The sequence below is a fragment of the Flavobacterium aciduliphilum genome (assembly GCF_003268855.1).
In the GTDB taxonomy this organism is placed as follows: Bacteria; Bacteroidota; Bacteroidia; order Flavobacteriales; family Flavobacteriaceae; genus Flavobacterium; species Flavobacterium aciduliphilum.
On sequence record NZ_QLSZ01000005.1, the window covers coordinates 61,247 to 81,330 of the forward strand.

General features: G+C 33.3%; 19 protein-coding genes. 13 read left to right on the forward strand and 6 right to left on the reverse strand.

Annotation, left to right across the window (positions count from 1 at the left end; translation table 11 throughout):
* The first annotated feature begins 7 nt into the window (after positions 1 to 7).
* Positions 8 to 385, forward strand: a complete 378-nt coding sequence (locus CLV55_RS06750) for a DUF4296 domain-containing protein (protein WP_112112987.1) — start codon at positions 8 to 10, stop codon at positions 383 to 385.
* On the opposite strand, the gene CLV55_RS06755 is transcribed toward CLV55_RS06750, so the two are convergent.
* Positions 382 to 1,386: an NAD-dependent epimerase/dehydratase family protein gene (locus CLV55_RS06755; protein ID WP_112112988.1), complete on the reverse strand. Its 1,005-nt coding sequence runs from the start codon at positions 1,384 to 1,386 to the stop codon at positions 382 to 384. The two genes, CLV55_RS06750 and CLV55_RS06755, sit on opposite strands and share 4 nt — an antisense overlap.
* A 281-nt stretch (positions 1,387 to 1,667) precedes the next feature.
* Complete coding sequence (locus CLV55_RS06760; protein WP_112112989.1) at positions 1,668 to 2,018, reverse strand: helix-turn-helix domain-containing protein; 351 nt, start codon at positions 2,016 to 2,018, stop codon at positions 1,668 to 1,670.
* Between the two features lie 120 nt (positions 2,019 to 2,138).
* Between CLV55_RS06760 and CLV55_RS06765 the strand changes: the two genes are divergently transcribed.
* From CLV55_RS06765 to tyrS, 4 genes are all read left to right on the forward strand, one after another.
* The gene (locus CLV55_RS06765) at positions 2,139 to 3,098 is read left to right on the forward strand and encodes a fibrobacter succinogenes major paralogous domain-containing protein (RefSeq protein WP_112112990.1); all 960 of its coding nucleotides are present in this window, start codon (positions 2,139 to 2,141) and stop codon (positions 3,096 to 3,098) included.
* A gap of 33 nt (positions 3,099 to 3,131) precedes the next feature.
* On the forward strand, positions 3,132 to 3,797 hold the full coding sequence (locus tag CLV55_RS06770) for a hypothetical protein (RefSeq protein ID WP_112112991.1): 666 nt from the start codon (positions 3,132 to 3,134) through the stop codon (positions 3,795 to 3,797).
* A gap of 486 nt (positions 3,798 to 4,283) precedes the next feature.
* The gene (locus tag CLV55_RS06775; RefSeq protein WP_158527025.1) at positions 4,284 to 7,604 is read left to right on the forward strand and encodes a T9SS type A sorting domain-containing protein; all 3,321 of its coding nucleotides are present in this window, start codon (positions 4,284 to 4,286) and stop codon (positions 7,602 to 7,604) included.
* 118 nt (positions 7,605 to 7,722) lie between these two features.
* Positions 7,723 to 9,018: a tyrosine--tRNA ligase gene (gene tyrS, locus CLV55_RS06780; protein WP_112112993.1), complete on the forward strand. Its 1,296-nt coding sequence runs from the start codon at positions 7,723 to 7,725 to the stop codon at positions 9,016 to 9,018.
* Positions 9,019 to 9,050: 32 nt separating this feature from the next.
* Here tyrS and CLV55_RS06785 read toward each other — a convergent pair whose 3' ends face one another.
* The 3 genes from CLV55_RS06785 to CLV55_RS06795 all read right to left on the reverse strand — a co-directional run bounded on the left by CLV55_RS06785 (position 9,051) and on the right by CLV55_RS06795 (position 12,331).
* Positions 9,051 to 10,031 (reverse strand): LuxE/PaaK family acyltransferase, encoded by a 981-nt coding sequence (locus CLV55_RS06785; RefSeq protein WP_112112994.1) that lies wholly within the window; start codon positions 10,029 to 10,031, stop codon positions 9,051 to 9,053.
* Positions 10,032 to 10,128: 97 nt separating this feature from the next.
* Complete coding sequence (locus CLV55_RS06790; protein WP_112112995.1) at positions 10,129 to 11,901, reverse strand: T9SS type A sorting domain-containing protein; 1,773 nt, start codon at positions 11,899 to 11,901, stop codon at positions 10,129 to 10,131.
* A gap of 94 nt (positions 11,902 to 11,995) precedes the next feature.
* A complete protein-coding gene (locus tag CLV55_RS06795) occupies positions 11,996 to 12,331 on the reverse strand; it encodes a T9SS type A sorting domain-containing protein (RefSeq protein ID WP_112112996.1) in 336 nt (111 codons plus the stop codon).
* A 184-nt stretch (positions 12,332 to 12,515) separates the two neighbouring features.
* Here CLV55_RS06795 and CLV55_RS06800 point away from each other — a divergent pair, with 184 nt between their 5' ends.
* Complete coding sequence (locus CLV55_RS06800; RefSeq protein WP_112112997.1) at positions 12,516 to 13,199, forward strand: response regulator transcription factor; 684 nt, start codon at positions 12,516 to 12,518, stop codon at positions 13,197 to 13,199.
* A 25-nt stretch (positions 13,200 to 13,224) separates the two neighbouring features.
* Positions 13,225 to 14,268, forward strand: a complete 1,044-nt coding sequence (locus tag CLV55_RS06805) for a sensor histidine kinase (RefSeq protein ID WP_112112998.1) — start codon at positions 13,225 to 13,227, stop codon at positions 14,266 to 14,268.
* Here the strand turns inward: CLV55_RS06805 and CLV55_RS06810 are convergent.
* The gene (locus CLV55_RS06810; RefSeq protein WP_112112999.1) at positions 14,251 to 15,321 is read right to left on the reverse strand and encodes a glycosyltransferase; all 1,071 of its coding nucleotides are present in this window, start codon (positions 15,319 to 15,321) and stop codon (positions 14,251 to 14,253) included. The genes CLV55_RS06805 and CLV55_RS06810 overlap by 18 nt on opposite strands.
* 93 nt (positions 15,322 to 15,414) lie before the next feature.
* On the opposite strand from CLV55_RS06810, the gene trmB reads away from it, so the two are divergent.
* From trmB to CLV55_RS06840, 6 genes are all read left to right on the forward strand, one after another.
* The gene (trmB, locus tag CLV55_RS06815) at positions 15,415 to 16,089 is read left to right on the forward strand and encodes a tRNA (guanosine(46)-N7)-methyltransferase TrmB (protein WP_112113000.1); all 675 of its coding nucleotides are present in this window, start codon (positions 15,415 to 15,417) and stop codon (positions 16,087 to 16,089) included.
* A 22-nt stretch (positions 16,090 to 16,111) separates the two neighbouring features.
* Complete coding sequence (locus CLV55_RS06820; protein ID WP_112113001.1) at positions 16,112 to 16,753, forward strand: LysE family translocator; 642 nt, start codon at positions 16,112 to 16,114, stop codon at positions 16,751 to 16,753.
* Positions 16,743 to 17,060, forward strand: coding sequence for an MGMT family protein (locus CLV55_RS06825; protein ID WP_170122242.1), 318 nt, complete (start codon positions 16,743 to 16,745; stop codon positions 17,058 to 17,060). Before CLV55_RS06820 ends, CLV55_RS06825 begins: the two co-directional genes overlap by 11 nt.
* A 196-nt stretch (positions 17,061 to 17,256) precedes the next feature.
* Positions 17,257 to 17,841, forward strand: a complete 585-nt coding sequence (locus tag CLV55_RS06830; RefSeq protein WP_112113003.1) for a YceI family protein — start codon at positions 17,257 to 17,259, stop codon at positions 17,839 to 17,841.
* A 22-nt stretch (positions 17,842 to 17,863) separates the two neighbouring features.
* Complete coding sequence (locus tag CLV55_RS06835) at positions 17,864 to 19,252, forward strand: hypothetical protein (protein WP_211306486.1); 1,389 nt, start codon at positions 17,864 to 17,866, stop codon at positions 19,250 to 19,252.
* A gap of 50 nt (positions 19,253 to 19,302) precedes the next feature.
* Positions 19,303 to 19,869, forward strand: coding sequence for a YceI family protein (locus CLV55_RS06840; protein WP_112113004.1), 567 nt, complete (start codon positions 19,303 to 19,305; stop codon positions 19,867 to 19,869).
* Positions 19,870 to 20,084: the final 215 nt, after the last annotated feature.

The window sequence follows — 20,084 nt, forward strand, 5'->3', positions numbered from 1 at the left end:
TTGTAACATGAAAAAACATATAATTATTAGCTTTTTAGTCTTGTTTTCAATTCAAGCGTGTAAAGAAAACACGATTGAAAAGCCCAAAAACCTTATCAGTAAAGACAAAATGGTCGATATCATTTATGATTTGGCTGTTTTGGAAGCGGCAAAATCACAAACTGCAGGGGTGTATCAGTATCCTCGAACGTCGGTATTTATAAAGAACAAATACCAAGTAGACAGCTTGACTTTTGCTCAAAGTACACAATATTATGCTGCCGACATGAAAGCGTATAAAAAAATCTATGAGGATGTAAAAAAACGTCTAAGCGAAAATCTAGCAAAAGCAAACGGAGGAAAAATTCCAAAAACACCCACTGAAACTCCAGGTGTATTGCATTAAAAGTTGTTTTTTTGTGTCAAGATGGAGTCTAGATACAAGTCCATTCTAGTAAAAGTGTAGCCTAACGTTTCTACAATTTTACGATTAGAAAACGTCTCTTGAGCTGTAAGCGTTTTGACATTCAATCGATATAAGCGCCTTGGTTTTCTAAAAAGCAAATGCAAAAACCAATCTACTTTCCATGCCAGATTTAAGAGTCCTAGGCGTGCCTCAAATCTTGGTTTTTTAACTCCTAATTTTTCGGCAATAAGAAAAATCATATCCTTAAAAGAAAAATTTTCTGCCACCAACACATAGCGCTCCCCTACGTTATCAGAAATCATTAATTGATGCATGATGGTAACCACATCTGAAACCGCTACATAACCTGTGGAACCTTGAGTATAAAAAGGAAGGCCTTTTTGGACAGTAGAGAAAAAGACGCCGCTACCTTGATTCCAAAAGCCAGGACCAAAAACAACTCCTGGATTTACTAGTATCACAGGCAATCCTTCTTGATAGCCTCGCCATACTTCCATTTCGGCGCCATATTTAGAAATGGCATAATCACTATAGGCTACTTCTGGGTTCCATTCGGTAGTTTCAGAAATAAAAGCCTCATTGGGCGCCAAACTTCCTAAGGCAGCTATAGAGCTCACATGGCATAATTTTTTCACTTTAAAGTCGAGGCATAAATTGACAATATTAGCCGTGCCTTCAATATTAACTTTTCTAAGGCGTTCTTCGTCGTTGGGGTTAAATGAAATAAGACCCGCACAATGATACACATAGTCACAATTTTCAAAAGCACGCTCCAACGCAGGAATATCCAGAATATCGGCTTCTACCCATGCTATTTTTTCAAACAAAGCCTCTTTTTGATATCGGGCAAACAAGGCTTTTGTTTTTTCTACAGCAGCAGCATTTCTATAAAGTGCACGAATGGGCTGTTGCTCATGTTCTGTTAAATAAACAAGCAAATGCGCACCAACTAAACCGGTTCCCCCTGTAACTAATATCATGGGAACAAAGATAAGATAGAATTTTTAAGTAGGATGTTAAAGGGTTATAAAAGTACTTTTTTTTAAACCCTCAGCTTGACCTTTTTGATTGCTCCTGAAGTATTTTTTAATTCTTGCTGACAATAAAACCAAAAGATATATATCTTTCATGCAAAAGATGTATATCTTTTACGTAAAACATGTACATCTTTTAGTCAATAGATGTATATCTTTTATAAAAGTCATCAGGAGAAATTAGTTTAAATGCCTTTAAGAATTAAAAAAATATACTAATTAACCATTTATTTCCCGTGAAGTAATTTTAAGAGCTGAATTTGCTCCTTTAAGGACTGTATGGTCTCTTCATATTGTTGGATGAGTTTGTCGGGTAAGTTGATATGATTAATTCCAATGTAGCCATCTTGTTTACAGTTATTGAATACTTGTTTATCATCAAATCCTAATACTTCCATTGGTGCCATTCCTAAAATTGCTGAGATTTCATTCAATCGATTAATAGTCAATTGCGTTTCACCTGTTTCAATTTTACTATAAGCACGAGTAGACAACCCCAATTGTTGTGCCATATACTCTTGCGTAAAATTCTTCAATTCACGTATTTGCTTAATCTTGGTTTCTGCTTGTTGTATCATGTCAATAAGAATTAATAGTTCAAAAATAGAATATTTTAATCAATTAAAGAAATTATTTAGCAAAATTTTTCAAAGGTTGTGAGTTATTTTTGAAAAAAATAAATATAAAATTTTTATAATATGAAAAAAACAATTGCACTTATTCTAATATCCCTATTTTTTATTGGATGTTCAACGAGTAATGATGGAAATGGTAATTCTACAACTACAGCTATACCGGTAACTCCATCAAATCTAGTTGGAAATGTAGTAACGAACTCTAAAATTAAATTGTCTTGGACAGACAATTCCACTAATGAAACGGGTTTTAAAATTGAGCGAAAAACTGGAGCTGGAAATTATACAGTTATAGCCACAGTAAACGCAGATATTATTAGCTATAGTGATTTAGGTTTAACACCAAATACAACTTATACTTACAGAGTTTATTCCTATAATACAACAGGTAATTCTCCAACTTATTCTAATGAAGTTACGCTGACTACAACACTAACTTCTATAACAGATATAGACGGTAATACCTATCAACTAACAACAATTTCTAATCAAACATTTACAACCAAAAATTTAGAGGTAACACATTACAGAAATGGTGATATAATTCCTCAGGTGACTGACGCAACTACTTGGAACAACCTTACTACTGGCGCTTGGTGTTATTACCAATTTCAAACTGCTATTGGACCTGTTTATGGTAAATGTTACAATTGGTATGCAGTTACCGATCCAAGAGGTTTAGCACCTGAAGGGTTTCATATTCCAAGCAATAATGAATGGGATTACTTATCGAATTGTCTAGGATACACCACAGCTGGTAAAAAATTGAAAGAAGCAGGTAATGCACATTGGCCATTTGTTTCTGGTATTTCTGCCACTAATTCATCTGGTTTTACTGCTCTACCAATGGAACCTCAGGCGTCGTTTGTTCAGTTTTGGTCTACTTCTACTTATACAAGTCCTAGTAACTATACTTCTGGTTATTATTTTGGATTAAGTGGTGGTAATGATGCTTGTTTTATATCTAATACTGTATCATTTGGACTAAATTCTGCGGCTTATGTAAGATGTATTATGGATTAATAAGTTTAAATATTTAGTTAACATTTTTGAATAATGGAGGAGATAAAAAATATATTAATAGATTTTTTTACTAACTATCATGACAGTGAAAGTGATTGGTATCATTGGAAAATTAAAGATAATTTAGTACCAAGTGGTATAGAATTGCCAAATGATAGTAGAGTTAATAGAAACCTACTTTTAAAAGAGCAACTTCATTCCAAATGGAGCCAATCTGACATAAAAACAAAAGGAGAACTAATAGAGTATTATATTGTTAAGTGGGGTGGCATTAAAGGTAATAATCAAGAAACACTTACTTTTTATAAAACAAAATCAGCAGAAGAATTAATTAATTTAGGAGTAAAAGGTGTATCTTCATGGTCAAAAGCTTTAGTACTTCATGATTGTAATAAATATGCCATTTTTGACTCAAGAGTATCGTGTTCTTTAAATTATTTACAAATTATAAATGAAAGTAATTACAAAGTTTTATTCCCTATTTTGCCAAGTAGAAATAATAAAATTAGCAGTGCTAATCAAAATTTAAAACAAATTTCTAAAAACTGGAATAAGCTTGAAAATGATAAATTTTATGAATTATACCTTAGTTTATTAAAAGAAACAGCAAAAGAGTTAAATTCAAATATATCAATTATTGAAATGTTGCTATTTGCAAAAGCTACGGAGTTAATAGATAAAGTACAAAAGTACTTTTGATAATAATAATAAATAACGATAAAAAAGCCACAATCTTGTGGTTTTTTTTGTATCACGTAATAAACATTTAGTATCGAGTTGTGCTGAACTAAATAACTAAACTGATTAATAAATATAAACCTCGTTACAGTCATAAAACTATAATTTTTATTTACTATAGTTTTATAATCCGTTCGGGTTAAAATATATATTTCTTCAATTTCCTATACCTCCTGTAACTTAAGACCATTTAATAGTATGCAAATCGCAACGTTTTAAATCGGCTCCAAGGAAGCTCAAAACACCTTAGCGATCGTACTGAATCTTTACTTACAAAAAGTACTTTCATCTCATTAAAAAAATTTAACATGATAACTACTAAAAAATAATTATGTTTGTGTAAGAAATTTGATAGTGTTGCTATTTAAGAGTAGCTGTATCTGTCAGGTAGATCAGATTGTTACGAAATGGCTTTATTTTCTGGATATAAATAAAATTCACATGGGTATGAAAAAAATTTATCTCCTTTTTTTATTTACAATACACTGCTGTATAGCACAGCAAACGTTTACCACCTATCAAGCAGCAAATTTAGTCGTGGGTCAATCGACTTTTACCACAACAACCTCATCTTGTTTGCAAAGTGGTTTGACTTGGCCATCCTATTCTGCAATAAGTTGTAAAGGAGTTTTGGCTATTGCCTCTCAAAATGGTGCGGGGGTGAGACTATGGAAAACCGTTTATGATGCGAATGGTAAAGCCGCCGATGTGGTGGTAGGTCAAAGTAGTTTTGTTTGTGGTACTGGAACAACTCAATCTACATTTAATAATGCCAATGGCGTTGCTTTTTCTCCTGATGGGAATAAACTTTTAGTGAGTGATTTTGGAAACAACAGGGTTTTAATTTGGAATTCAATTCCTACATCCAATGGACAACCTGCTGATGTTGTCTTGGGTCAAACAAGTTTTACTACCAATACTAGTGGGGTTAGCAGCACTTCGCTTTGGGGACCTGCTGGAATTTTTGTGAGTACCAACGGAAATCTCTTTGTATCAGACCGGCTAAACCATCGTGTATTAATTTGGAACAGCATTCCAACAACTAATGCAACGGCAGCCGATATCGTGATTGGTCAACCTGATTTTGTGAGTAATTCTCCTGGCAATGGTGCTTCAAATTTGAATAAACCTTGGGGATTATGGGTCACCAATGATGGCAAATTTCTCGTAGCCGACAATACGAATCATAGGGTTTTAATTTGGAACACCATCCCTACTGTCAATGCAGCTCCTGCTGATGTAGTCATTGGTCAATTAGGCTTTAACTCTTCTACAGCTGGGCTGGGCGCCGCCAGTTTGTATTTCCCTGCAGGAGTTACAGTTTCCCCTGATGGAAAATTAGCTGTTGGAGAAACAGGTAATAATAGAATATTACTATTTAATTCGGTACCAACAACAAATGCAACAGCTGCCAATGTAGTCCTTGGCCAGGCGTCTTTTACAACAAATACAGCATTATATCCCTCAGGAACAGCCACATCACAAAATTTTAGAGATGTATACAATGTTTCATTCGATTTGAATGGGCGCCTTTTTGTAACTGGAAGGCAAACGCATCGCGTATTGGTATTTGGAACGTTACCAACTACTCAGGCAGAACTTGGAATTACGATGTCTTCCAATAACAATGCCTCGTGTACTGGAAGCTCAAACCAAATTACGGTAACGGTAACTAATAACAGTAACAATGATGCCACGGGTGTGATTACATCAGCGAGTTTTCCCGCAACGTTTTCGTACCTATCCCATACCGCAAGCACAGGCACATACAATCCAGCATCTGGATATTGGACTATAGGTACCGTTCCCGCTAACAGCTCTGTCACTTTACTCATCACCAGTGCTGCGGGCGCTACAGGAACCTACACCGCTAGCGCGAACATATTGCAATCCAATCAGTTAGACACCAATTTAAACAACAATGGGATTAGCATAAATTACACCATTAGCACCATAACAACTGCGTCACCTACTGTTTCAAGTCAAAGCTTTTGTAACGGTGCCACAGTAGCTAACTTAAATGCCACAGGTACAAACATCCAATGGTATGCTTCAAATAGTGGCGGACTGCCTTTGGCTGCCTCGACGGTATTAACCGCTGGGACCTACTATGCAACTCAAACAATTGGGACTTGCGAAAGCGCAAGAGTGGGTGCTACAATTTCTTTTCCAACAAAGACTTGGAATGGTACATCGTGGGACGGTGATGGGCTGGATCCTTCTAATGTAGAATCAATCGTGTTTACTGGAGACTTTACATCGGTTGCCAATATTCAAGGATGCAGTTGCACCGTAAATAGTGGTACCGTTATTATTGATTCGGGGCATACCTTAAGCTTGACAAATGATTTAAAAGTAAATGGAGGCACGCTAACATTCAACGATGGCGCAAGTTTATTACAGACAAATTCTGTTGTAAATACTGGAGCAATTACCTATAAACGAACGACATCAGTTCTCAACAACAATTATGATTTTGTGTATTGGAGCAGTCCAGTTGTCAATCAACAATTAGCTTCAATATGGATGAGTAGTAATGGAAGTACTTTTTATACCTTTGACCCAACTGTAAATTATTGGGTTTCTCAAAATGGAAATGTGTCCATGAATCCTGGAATTGGTTATATCTCAAGGGCTTTTAGTGGCGATGCGGGATGGACCCCCAACAATTCTTGGAATTCTAGTTTTACAGGTGTTCCAAACAATGGAGACTATGCTGTTTCCATACTTAAAAACAACAGTTTTATTAATAATTTAATTGGGAACCCCTACCCTAGTGCTTTAGATTTAGAGCGTTTTTACGAAGACAACAACAGCGTCATTACGCCAAATTTTTACTTTTGGACTCACAATACACCTATATTAAATGATGCGTATACTCCAAGTGATTATGCAACCTATAATGCTATATTGGGTGTTGGGGTTGGAACCGGAAATGGTGCAATAACTGGCGGAACTATGCCAGACCAGTATCTTGATGCTTGTCAAGGTTTTTTTGCGGAGGCACTAACAACAGGCACCATTTATTTTAAAAACACACAAAGAGTTAGTGGAAATAATAACGGATTTTACAAACAAACAAACCAAACGACTCCCATAGAAAAACACTGTATCTGGTTAAACTTTACGAACACAAATGGACTATTCAAACAACAATTAATTGATTATGCCCAAGGAGCTACAAATCAATGGGACGTTCTTTACGATGCAGAATCATTTAATGGAAATGAATATGCCGATTTTTACTCGCTATCAGGAAGTAAACCCTGCGTTATACAATCAAGAGCGTTGCCTTTTATGTCTCAAGACAGTGTCCCTTTGGGATATTCTTGTACGCATGCAGATACTTATAGCATTTCGATAGACCACCTCAACGGATTGTTTATACATCAAGATATTTATTTAGAAGACCTTGAACTAAATCAGATTCATAATTTAAAAGTCTGTCCCTATACTTTTACCTCAACCTCGGGTACTTTTGATAGTCGATTTATCCTTCGCTATGAAAACAATGCGTTAAACAAACCTATGACCGAATATACTAAAGGGATTACGACCTTCCCAAATCCTGCACATTCTGTGTTGAACATTGAATCGAATGGTATTGCTATTGATAAAATTATTATTGTGGACATCACAGGTAAAAAAGTATGGGAACAAAAAGATAACGTGAATCAAGTAGATGTTAAAAATTTTGCTTCCGGATGGTATTCTATTGAAACTTATTCTGAAGAACAGAAATTCACGTCAAAGTTTTTAAAAATATGATGAGATAAACCTCTCGTTTGGGAAATCTTAATCGTACAATCACAACCACCATTTGTTTTACAAGTATATTTCTAAAACCATTCACAATTGTTATATTTGCCTAAATTTTTGAAGAACGATGAAGAATTTAGTAGCAGAATTACAATGGCGGGGTTTAGTGCATGATATCATGCCTGGAACAGAAGAACAACTATTAAAAGAAATGACCACCACGTATATTGGGTTTGACCCAACGAGTGATTCCTTACATATTGGGAGTTTGGTTCCTATCATTTTGTTGGTTCATTTAGAAAAATTCGGTCATAAACCGATTGCTTTGGTTGGAGGTGCTACAGGAATGATTGGTGACCCGTCTGGAAAATCAGACGAGAGAAATTTACTTGACGAAGCTACTTTAGAAAAAAATGTGGCAGGAATTAAAGCCGTGTTATCCCGTTTTTTAGATTTCAATTCTACGGCTACCAATGCTCCTATTTTAGTGAATAACTATGATTGGATGAAAGATTTTTCGTTCATCAATTTTGCCCGAGATGTAGGAAAACGCATCACGGTAAATTACATGATGGCTAAAGACTCCGTAAAAAAACGTTTAAGCGGTGAAAGTGGTGAAGGAATGAGTTTTACCGAGTTTACATACCAATTGATTCAAGGCTACGATTTTCATCATTTATACAAAACACACCATTGTCTCTTGCAAATGGGGGGTTCCGACCAGTGGGGAAATATTACTACGGGAACCGAATTAGTGCGCAGAATGAATGGTGAAGGTGCCAAAGCCTATGCAATGACGTGTCCGCTCATTACCAAAGCGGATGGTTCTAAATTTGGAAAGACAGAAGGAGGAAATGTGTGGCTAACCGCAGACAAAACTTCGGTATATAAGTTCTATCAATTTTGGCTAAACACTACAGATGTTGACGCAGAAAAATACATTAAGATATTCACTTTTTTAGAAAAAGATACTGTTGAGGCTTTAATTTCTGAACATCATGAAGCACCGCATCTGCGTGTATTACAAAAGAGATTAGCAGAAGAAGTAACAACGTTTGTCCACGGAAAAGAAGCACTAGACAAAGCTATTTTTGCATCCAATGCTTTTTTTAGTCCTACGATGGACGATTTAGCTCAATTGGACATACAAACTTTTAGAGAAGTTTTCGAAGGAGTTCCACAAGCTCAAATGCAGCGAAGCGAGATTGAAAACGGATTAGATATGGTAGGTGCTTTGGCAGCCAAAACAGGATTCTTATCTTCCAACAGCGAAGCCATGCGCGAACTAAAACAAAACGCCATTTCCTTAAACAAATCTAAAGTAGGTGTGGAATATAAAATTACTAGTTCCGATTTAGTGCACAACCAATTTGTGATGCTTCAAAAAGGAAAGAAAAATTATTATTTGATACAAGTAATATAATGGATAAAGAGTTGAGACGGTCAGCTCTTTTTTTAATACACCATTAAATTACAACCTCGAATATCAGAATTATCAAAACGTCCCAATACTTCAAATGAATTGTTGGGATATTTTTTTCCTAAGTCTTGAGTGGCAATAAAGGAACAGGAATTAATATTGGCCAAGTCAATCACATTGATACCTCCTGTTTTACCTGCAGGAATATACGATAGTGCGTCTTCCGTATCACGAATGAGAATATTCATCCAATTGGGACATTCAAAAATTCCATTTCCGAGCGAATAAGCCTGCGATAACAATTCGGTCATACCATATTCGGAATGAATAACCGAAACGCCAAAACCATCACACAAAATTTGGTGTAACTCTTCTCGAATGATTTCTTTTCGTTTCCCTTTCATTCCACCCGTTTCCATGATGATGGTATTTTTCAATTGGAATTTTTGTTTTTCAATCAAATCCAATAAAGCATAGGTAACTCCAATTAAAAGTATATTTTGTCCAGAATTATCTAATTCGATTAATTTTAAAATAAGTTCATCGTAATTGTGTAAATAAAAACCACTATTTTCATTGTTAGAAAGTTCAATCAAATCTTTTACCATGTAGATTAAAGAAGAACCTGTGCGTTCTAGATAAGAAGGTAATAAGGCTAAAACAGCATAATCTTCAATGTTTCCATAGAACTCTGAAAAGGCATTTCGATAGCTTTCTTCATAAAGTGAAACATCGGTTATGAGATGTTTGCTGGTTATCATTCCTGTGGTTCCGCTACTCGTAAAAGTTTCTTGAACAGGTTCAATAGAAGAAAGCACGTGATGGCTTTTAAAAAACTGTATAGGTAAAAAAGGAATCTTTTGCAATGATTTTACACTTCCTTTTTCAACTTTTAACAAGTCGCAAAACGCTCGATATATTGCATTATTTTCGTGTTGAAAACGAAAGACTTTCAAAGCTATTTTTTCAAATTGCTTTTGATTAGAAATAGTGAATATATCTTGTGAAGTAATCAATGAAACTAATTTGTGCAAAAGTAATGAAAATAAAAAAAGCTCCAACGTGAATTGGAGCTTTTCATTTTATCATCCTGAACTTGTTTCAGGAACTAAATTATTCAATGACTAATTTTTTAGTAGCAGTTTTACCTTCTTCAGTAATTTGAACCATGTAAACACCAGCGGTTAAGCTAGAGATATTTAACATATTCTGAGAAGTCGTTGCGTTTAAAACTTGTTTTCCTAACACATCATAGATAGCTACATTTTTCTCAGAGTTTACATCAGATTCTATGTGTAACACTCCGTTAGATACTGGATTTGGATAAACCTTTAAACCAGAAATTGCAGCAACTTCATTTGTATTTAATAACCCACCAATAGTAGTAGCAATTCTCAATTCATCAACTGTAATTGATGGTGTAGATGTTGATTGATCTTGTCTTAACAAAAACCCACCTAAAGTTGCAATTGCAGTTGTAGGCGTATCTGTTAAATTTGGTGTTGAAGAAGCTGTTAATGAAGCTAAATTTGGATTAAACCAAGCTTTTAAAGAATTTGCAGTAAAATCATACCCTAAAACAACTAAAACTGTATCTCCAACATTGAAAAGCGTAGGATCATAGTTTGTAGTAGATGTTCCAGATGTTAACCCTAATTGGTATTGTGAACCATTCTTTTTGATAAATAATCTACCTTTAAAATTAGAAGCAACACCATCAGTTAAAACTGCAAAATAAGCTTCTGTTAAATCTGTTGTTACATTAGAATAATCTGTAACATTAACTAAAAATGATGCAAACAATGTTCCATCTGTTGCTGTAGTCGCTGTAAATGGAGCATGGCATTCTTTTCCAGCACCTGAAAAAGAAATTGAATTACCAGACGATGTTAATCCTGTATAAGATAAATCACCAGAAACAACAGAAATATCATCTCCTGAGTTTGCGTTTGACCACGTTTGTTGAGCTCCTAATGCAGACCCAACAGTGTAATTAAAGGGTTCAATAAAAGGCAAAGCATTTACTGGCTTACATTCTGGCGCTGTAATAGTAGCAGAATAAGAGCATACTCCATTAGTGATATTTACAGTAATACCTGTTCCTTCTGTAATACCAGAAATCGTGATATTACCAGCTGCAACTGTGTTTGGGTTATCACCACCAACAGTTCCCGCTGAAGGTGTAATAACATAAGAACCAGAGCCTGCTCCAGTATAAGGAATTGTAGCTGTATAAGTATCTATTCCAGAGGTTATTGCATCACAAGCAGTTGTTGCAGAAGCCAAAACTAAAGTACAACTTGCATTATAATTGTAAATTTTTAAATCATCAATTCTAAATTGTGCAGATAATGGAACTGCTGCTGTAGAAGGTTGTGTAAATCTTAATGACAAAGTAGAAGACGAAGGGATTTGACCTCCTGTAACTGTTACTAATGTCCAACCTGAACCTGTTGGAGTAAAGGTAATAGGAGTCCATGTTGTACCCCCATTTGTACTTTGTTCAACTGTTAATTGTGCTGTTGTAGTACTTGAGGTATTGTAACCAAAAGACATTTGAAGATTTGCAGCAGAATAAGCAGACGTATTAATACCATCTACTTGAAAAAAATGACCAACATTAGTTGTTGCAGACAAGAAGATGTTCCCACCAGCAGAAAAACCAGTGTACCCACTTGAAGGAGAAGTAATTCTAACACTTGTAGCACCTGTTGTTCCTGTATAAACAATAGGAGCAGAATTTTGAAACGTCGCTGGGGATGTTCCAGCAACATAATTCGCTACAGTTGTACTACCTGTAGGAGTACCAAAATTTTCTGAGTAAATCGTTTGTCCAAATGACATTGATGCTACTGCAAGAAACAGTAAAGAGTAAAGTTTTTTCATAATTTTTACAATAAAAATAGTCCACAAAGATAATCACTATTTTTATAAATAAAAAAAATCAAAGTAAAAAAATAGTTATCAAACAGATAACAAACTACTTGATTATTAGTTTTCTAGTAGCTATAATTTCATTCTCTTTAACTTGAATGATGTAAATCCCAGGAGTCAAAGCACTAATATTAAGCTCTTTGGAAGTTAAAAGAGTTTGAAGTACTTTTTTACCAAGCACATCAAATATTACGATGTCTTTATCGTAATTATATTTTGAAGTAATATAAATCCTATCTCCATTGGTAGGATTAGGATATACACTTAATCCTTCAATAGTATTCTCTTGAAACCTTGAAGTCGATTTACTCTCTTGAGCCAAAACACTACTCGTACTCAAGCAAAGAAATAAAAGCGAGATGTAAAAGTAATTTTTTATCATGGAGTGATTTGTTTACAGCAAATATACTATTTTTTTCAAAAACAATGCCAAATTAACATTTTTTTTGATTTTCTTAATGTTATTTTAATGCAACTACATTAAGTTAGTGTTAATTGATTCAAAAACATGCGAAATTGAATGTTAAAATTGTAATTTTACCATCTTAAACTTTCACAAACATTTTATGAAAAAGAAAGATATAAAGATTTTATTGGTTGATGACGAGATCGATATTTTGGAAATAGTTGGGTATAATCTTGGACAAGAAGGATACAAGATTAGTACGGCATCCAATGGAAAAGAAGCCGTTCAAATGGCAAAAAAAGAACGACCCCATCTTATCATTATGGATGTGATGATGCCTGAAATGGATGGAATGGAAGCTTGCGAACTGATAAGAAAAATCCCAGAACTACAAAATGTAATTATCACATTTTTAACGGCTAGAAGTGAAGATTATTCTCAAGTAGCGGGTTTTGATGCAGGTGCAGATGATTACATTTCAAAACCTATCAAGCCCAAATTACTTGTTAGTAAAGTAAAAGCACTTTTGAGACGTTTACAAGATGATTCTGTAGCAAGTGATAATTTACACGTTGGCGGCATTGAAATTAACCGAGAAGAATATAAAATTGTAGTTAATGGAAATGAAATCATTCTTCCTCGTAAAGAATTTGAATTATGTTATTTATTAGCTTCTAAGCCCGGAAAAGTTTTTAAAAGAGAAGAAATTTTGGATAAAGTATGGGGAAATGAAGTGATTGTAGGAGGAAGAACTATAGATGTTCATATCCGAAAACTTAGAGAAAAAATTGGAGAAGACCTTTTTAAAACAATTAAAGGAGTCGGATATAAGTTTGATGCATAAAAACAAAATGACTTACCTCACTTAAATGGGATTGACTTTTAAAAAGACATATACTTTTGCTGTAGTATCAACTTTTTATATTACACTGTTTTCTACTTCTTTAGTAGCTTTATTGTTATTGTTTTTTGCCAAATTTTCACTTCCCTTTTGTGCTATTTTTGCAATTGGCATCGCTTTTTTTTCTTTTTTTGTTATCCAATATAGAGTGGAACATTTCATCTACAGAAGAGTCAAAAAAATCTATGACGATGTTTCTTTATTAGACTCTACGACCTTGCGCACTCAATCCATAACCACTGATATGGCCACTTTAACCAGAGAAGTAAAGAAATTTGCCACAGATAAAAAAATTGAAATCGAAAATCTTAAAGTCAGAGAAGAATATCGAAGAGAATTTATGGGAAACGTGTCTCATGAATTAAAAACTCCTTTATTTACGGTTCAAGGCTACCTTTCAACTTTATTAGATGGAGCGATGAAAAACAAAGAGCTTCGAAAAAAATACATCGAAAGAGCAGAAAAAGGCGTGGAACGATTGATTTACATCGTTGAAGATTTAGATATGATTTCAAAATTGGAGATGGGTGAATTAAATTTAGAGTACTCCCAATTTAATATAGTAGAATTGATTCAGAATGTTTTTGATTTACTAGAAATGAGTGCCGACAAAAAGAACATCATTTTAATGCTCGACAGAAAATACAACAAACCCATTTATGTCAATGCCGACAAAGAAAAAATTCAACAAGTTGTGACAAATTTAGTGATGAACTCCATTAAATACGGCAAAGAAAACGGCACTACAGAAGTCTCTATTGAGGATTTAGTAAACAATAAAATTATTGTTCGAATACGAGATAACGGTGAGGGTATTGAAAAACACTACATTCCTAGGCTTTTTGAACGTTTTTTTAGAGTAGATAAAAGTGGCGCGCGTAGTGAAGGGGGTTCGGGATTAGGACTCTCTATTGTGAAACACATTATAGAAGGTCACGATGAAAAAATCTATGTAGAAAGCGAATATGGAATCGGATCAGAATTTTCTTTTACTTTAGAAAAGTTCGAATAAGCTTTCCCAATCTACCACTAAATTGGGATCTTTAAATCTTAAATATAGCTTTACTTCTTCTAAGCGTTCAATTTTGAAATATTCTTGTTTACAATAAGAGATAACGCCGCTTTTCTTGAATTTTCTTGCTAAATATTCTTGCTCATATTGACCAGGAGTTGGAATAAAAAAAGCATTTTTTTCTAGTTTTACCAATTCCATTATAGTTGTATAACCCGATCGGCAGAGAATAATATCACTTTCATTAAAAGCTACTTCTAACTCATTGGTTTGCATATAATTGTAAAAAGTAATGTTGTTTTTCTTTAAAACACGTTGAGAGGCTTCTATGACTCCATTTACAAACAGTACATTTCCTTGATAATGCTCTAATTCTTCTGTTATTTTTTGTTCAAGAATACCTCTTTGAGGTTCTGGTCCAGAAAGGATAACCATCAAATCATATTTTTTTGGAATGTATTTTTTTTCAAATCGGCTTAGAATTCCAATATATTTTAGGTTAAAATTTTGAGCTTGATTTGGGGTTAAATGACCCAATTGTCCAGAAAAATTCTGAAGCCCTTCCATATCTGGAATCCAACATTCTGTAAATTTTTTGATATAGTATTGATGCGCTTTTGTGGTTAGCCAAGTTGTAGTCCCTGATAAAACATTCAGTTGATGCGTAATAATAACCGATTTTAAATTCCTATTTCTAACCCCCAATCGATTGTCTGAAATAATACCATTCAATTGGTATTCTTCAACCCATTGTTTGACAAGTTTTTTTTCGACTTTAATCGCTTTCAAAATTTTAGGAAGTTTTTTTATGATATTCCATTTAAAATTACGAGCTCTTTTGGAATATTCAATTCCATAGGAAGGCAATTCTAAACTCTTCAAATGAGGAAATTCTTTAGCAAGTAATTGTAAGGCATTTCCATCAGAAGCCAATATGGGGGTAAAGCCATTTCTCTCTAATTCTTTTATAATTGGAATGCATCGAGTCGCATGTCCTAGCCCCCAATTTAGTGGAGCTACCAATATGTTTTTCTGTTTTGAATTAGAATTCATTAATATACAGTTAGTTGTGTTTAAGAGCGCAAGATAAAAAAATATTCTTATATCATATATTTATTTAATTTTGTCAAAATATTAAATTTTATCGTGGGAAGTAAAAATAAACTCAAAAGATTCAAAGAAAACTATACTTTTCAAAACGTTTTTCAACCAACAAGAGAAGAAGTTATAAATAATAGTTTTCTGTTTAAAGGAAAATGGAATCATGATTTTTTCCAAAACGACAACCCTATTATTGTAGAGTTGGGTTGCGGAAAAGGAGAATATACTGTGGAGCTTGCAAAACGTTTTCCCGAAAAAAATTTTATTGGGATTGATATTAAAGGAGCACGATTTTGGCGAGGTGCAAAAACTGCTGTTGAAGACCGTATGCAAAACGTGGCTTTTGTTCGTACACAAATAGAGTTGCTCGATTTTATTTTTTCTCAGAAAGAGATTACTGAAATTTGGATTACCTTTCCCGATCCTCAAATTAAGTATAAAAGAACAAAACATCGGATGACAAATTCCTCTTTTCTACAATTGTATAAAAAAGTATTAAAGGAGGATGGGATTGTTAATTTAAAAACAGATTCCGAATTTATGCATGGCTATACTCTTGGGTTGTTGCATGGCGAAGGGCATGAGGTGCTTTATTCAAATCATAATATCTATCACAATGAAGGCGCTCCCGATGAAGTTACTTCCATTCAAACTTTTTATGAAAAACAATATTTGGAAATCAATAAAGCCATTACCTATATTAAATTCAAAATAAAATAATATATACTTTTATATTTAGCAGATGCCTGTCATTATCCCATTACTTTTCGGATTTGTTTTTTCCTTTATTGGGGTAATTCCACCTGGCTTAATAAATATTACAGCGGCCAAAGTAAGTATGACAGACGGAAAGAAAAGGGCTTTTATGTTTGTTTTGGGAGCTTTACTCGTTATTTTTTTTCAAACGTATATTTCTGTAATCTTTGCTCACTATATCAATAGCCACAAAGAAATTGATTTAATTTTACGTGAAATTGGCCTTTTGATTTTTGTGGTATTGACAATCTATTTTTTAAAATTTGCAAAACCACCCCAATTACAAGATAAAAAAATTGATGTAAAAAGTAAACGAAGTCGTTTTTTTATGGGAATGTTTATCTCGGCTATCAATGTATTTCCCATCCCTTACTATGTTCTTATAAGTTTGACATTAGCTTCTAACAATTCATTTATATTTACAACTATTCCTATATACAGTTTTGTTATTGGCGTTGTGTTAGGTTCTTTTACTGTTTTTTATTTTTATGTGATGTTTTTTAATAAAATTGGAGAGAAAGCTACCTTTGTTTTAAAAAACATCAACACCATATTAGGTATAATTACAGGAATTATTGCCTTTTTCACGTGTATTAATGTCTTAAAAAATTATGTTCATGGAGGATAACTTTTTTGAACGCGTTTATCAAATTGTAAAAGAAATACCCGAAGGAAAAGTAACCTCATACGGCGCTATTGCAAAAGCTTTAGGAACTGCACGTTCTGCAAGAATGGTGGGTTGGGCCATGAATGCTTCTCACAACAGAAATGATATTCCGGCGCATCGTGTAGTGAATAGAAACGGATTGCTTTCTGGAAAACATCACTTTGAAGGAACAAATTTAATGCAAACTCTTCTAGAAAACGAAGGGATTCAAATTGTAGATAATAAGATTGTAGATTTTGAAAAACATTTTTGGGAACCAAATCAATAAATGTAAGAATTTACTTTGTAAAAATATTTTTTTTAACTCTTTTTTATTGTATCTATAAAGAGCTTACCTCCTCGCAATCGATATAGTTATACCTTATTAATATAGAACTATATTTTGGTAACTAATATGACAAAAGTCATGTGATTGATTCCTTTTTAGTAAGAAATTTGTCCTATAATTCATTAAATAATAGGATATGGACACGTATAAAACACTTCGGAATTTACTTTTTTTAGGTATAGTACTTTTTATTTCAAATTTTGGATTTTCACAAGATTCCAAGGTAAATATGGCCGAAAGTAAATTGGTAGTATATGGAACTTCAAATTTGCATGATTGGGATATCGTAGCAAAAGCCATGGCTGGCAAAGCATCTTTTGACCTAGACAACAACACACTACAAAACATTATCAGTTTAGATTTTTCAGTCGAATCAGAGCAATTGTTAAGCGGTAGATCTGGAATGGATGAAAACACCTTTAAAGCATTAAATACAAAAAAATACAAAACAATTAATTACAAACTCACAAAAGTTTTAAAAATCATAAAAACCACTGCAAACACCTACTCTGTTGAAGCTCAAGGAGACTTAATGATTGCAGGGACAACTAAAAATATTACTCAAAATTTCATTGTTGTGGTTAACGGTAAAAAGGTGTCATTTTCTGGAAAAACAAAAATTACAATGGCACAATTTAACATTACTCCACCTACGGCTTTGTTTGGAACCATAAAAACAGGCCCTGATGTATCAGTAGATTTTAAAGTAACCTATAATTAATACAAAATTTAATACGATTATTATGAAAACAATTATTAGAGTATCGTTAGTAGTGGTAGCTTTGTTTTTAACTACCAACATTAAGGCACAAACTTTTGGTAATGTGCAAAATTTAATTCCTAGAAATAAAGATGGAATTAATGTATTTGATGTAAGAAAAGATAGCGCTCAATTTAAAGGTGTAAGTGTATATCTAGGAGGTGCTTTTGCTTTACAATTTCAAGCATTAAATTCCTTTAATGACCAAGACGCAGCTACATTGCCTTCATCAATTGTAAACTATAGATTGAATAATCTATCTAACAACTTAAACTTACCAATAGCTAATATGACATTTGGTGCACAATTGGCTGATGGAGTTCGAGTAAATTTAGACTTATACCTTTCTGCAAGACACCACAATGAAACTTGGGTTAAAGGAGGTTATTTACAAATTGACAAATTAGACTTCATCAAAAAAGATTTCTTAAAAGACTTTATGAAATATGCTACTATTAAAGTAGGTCAAATGGAAAATAACTATGGTGATGCACATTTTAGAAGATCTGACAATGGTAGTACACTAGTAAATCCATTTATTGAAAATAATATTATGGATGCCTTTATTACAGAACCAGGTGTTGAATTATATTATAATAGAAGTGGTTTCGTAAGTATGTTGGGTGTAACAAACTCAAAACTAAATCAAAATGTTGCTGAATTTGTTCCTAATGCCCCTACTGCAACGGCTCCAAATCCTAACACTACAGTGAGTCCTACAATTTTGGCTAAATTTGGATACGACAAACAAATCGACAAAGATTTAAGAATCCGATTGACAGGATCATTATACCACGTATCTAATATGAGTAGTGCTTTGTACGCCTCAGATAGAGCAGGTAGTCACTATTATGCAGTAATGACACACCAAGCTTATACAGGTGCAGGTGGAGCAGCCATAGCAAGTAATTTTGATGTAACTGCAAATAAAGATACAGGAAGATTTAACCCAAATTTTGGAAACTGGGCTACCTCAATTATGATAAACCCATTCATTAAATACAGAGGACTTGAATTATTTGGAACTTTAGAATTCGCATCAGGAGGTGATTATAAAGGAACAGACGAAACAAGAAAAGTAAATCAATATGCAGGTGATGTGCTTTATAGATTTGGAACTACTGAAAATTTCTTTGTAGGGTTAAAATATAACACAGTTACTGGAAAATTAGCCAATGCAGATACAGACGCGATAAGCATTAATAGAATTGAAACAAGTGTTGGTTGGTTCATGACAAAAAACATTCTTGCCAAACTAGCTTATATTAACCAAAATTATAAAAACTTTAGTCAGTTTACAGCAGGAAATCCAAATGACTTCTATGGTGGAAGATTTAATGGATTAATGTTCGAATCTGTAATTACATTCTAAAAACTAAAAAAAAAGAGAAATGCTAAAAGCATTTCTCTTTGTCAAAAATCATGAAATTCTTACATATAATTGGTATCATTGCTATTACTATTTGCTTTGGATTTGTCTCTTTAACAAAAACTAAAGTTAAAATTTCACCTAAAAGTGAAGTCATTATTTGTGGAAAATCGAATGTAAATTCGTTCCAATGCAAGTATAATTCAAATTATCTTGAAGATGAAATTGTGGTTACTTCAATAAAAAATGGAGACACAAAAATATGCCTGAATAATGCCAAAATAGCTATCAAAAGCAAAGGTTTTGATTGTGCTAACAACATGATTACAAGGGATTTTAAAACTATTTTGAAAGCTGATGATTATGACAATATAAATATTGAACTTAGAGAAATCGATATCACAAATACTAATTTGAATACTCGATTAGATATAGAAATTGCAGGGAAAAGCAAAGAATATGTTATTCCTATGACCTACAACCAAAAAACTGATAATGCAAAGGGAACATTAAAATTAAATATAAAAGATTTTGATTTAAAATCACCAAAAAAACTCTTCGGTTTGATTGAAGTTGACGAAACTGTTGAGATAAACTTTAATCTCTTTTTGCAATATTAGTATTAAATTTTTTTTATTTTGTTTATAGAGCAATTTCTAATAAAGTTGCTCTATTTTTATTAAAAACAATTCATTTATTCCGATTTAAATTTAAATACTGATAGAAACCAACTATCTTACAATAGCTAAACTTTAGAACCATTATACTTTTAAACTCCTAAACTTCTTTATATCTTTGCAATTCATATTTAGTTTAAATAAAAAATTAACTAACT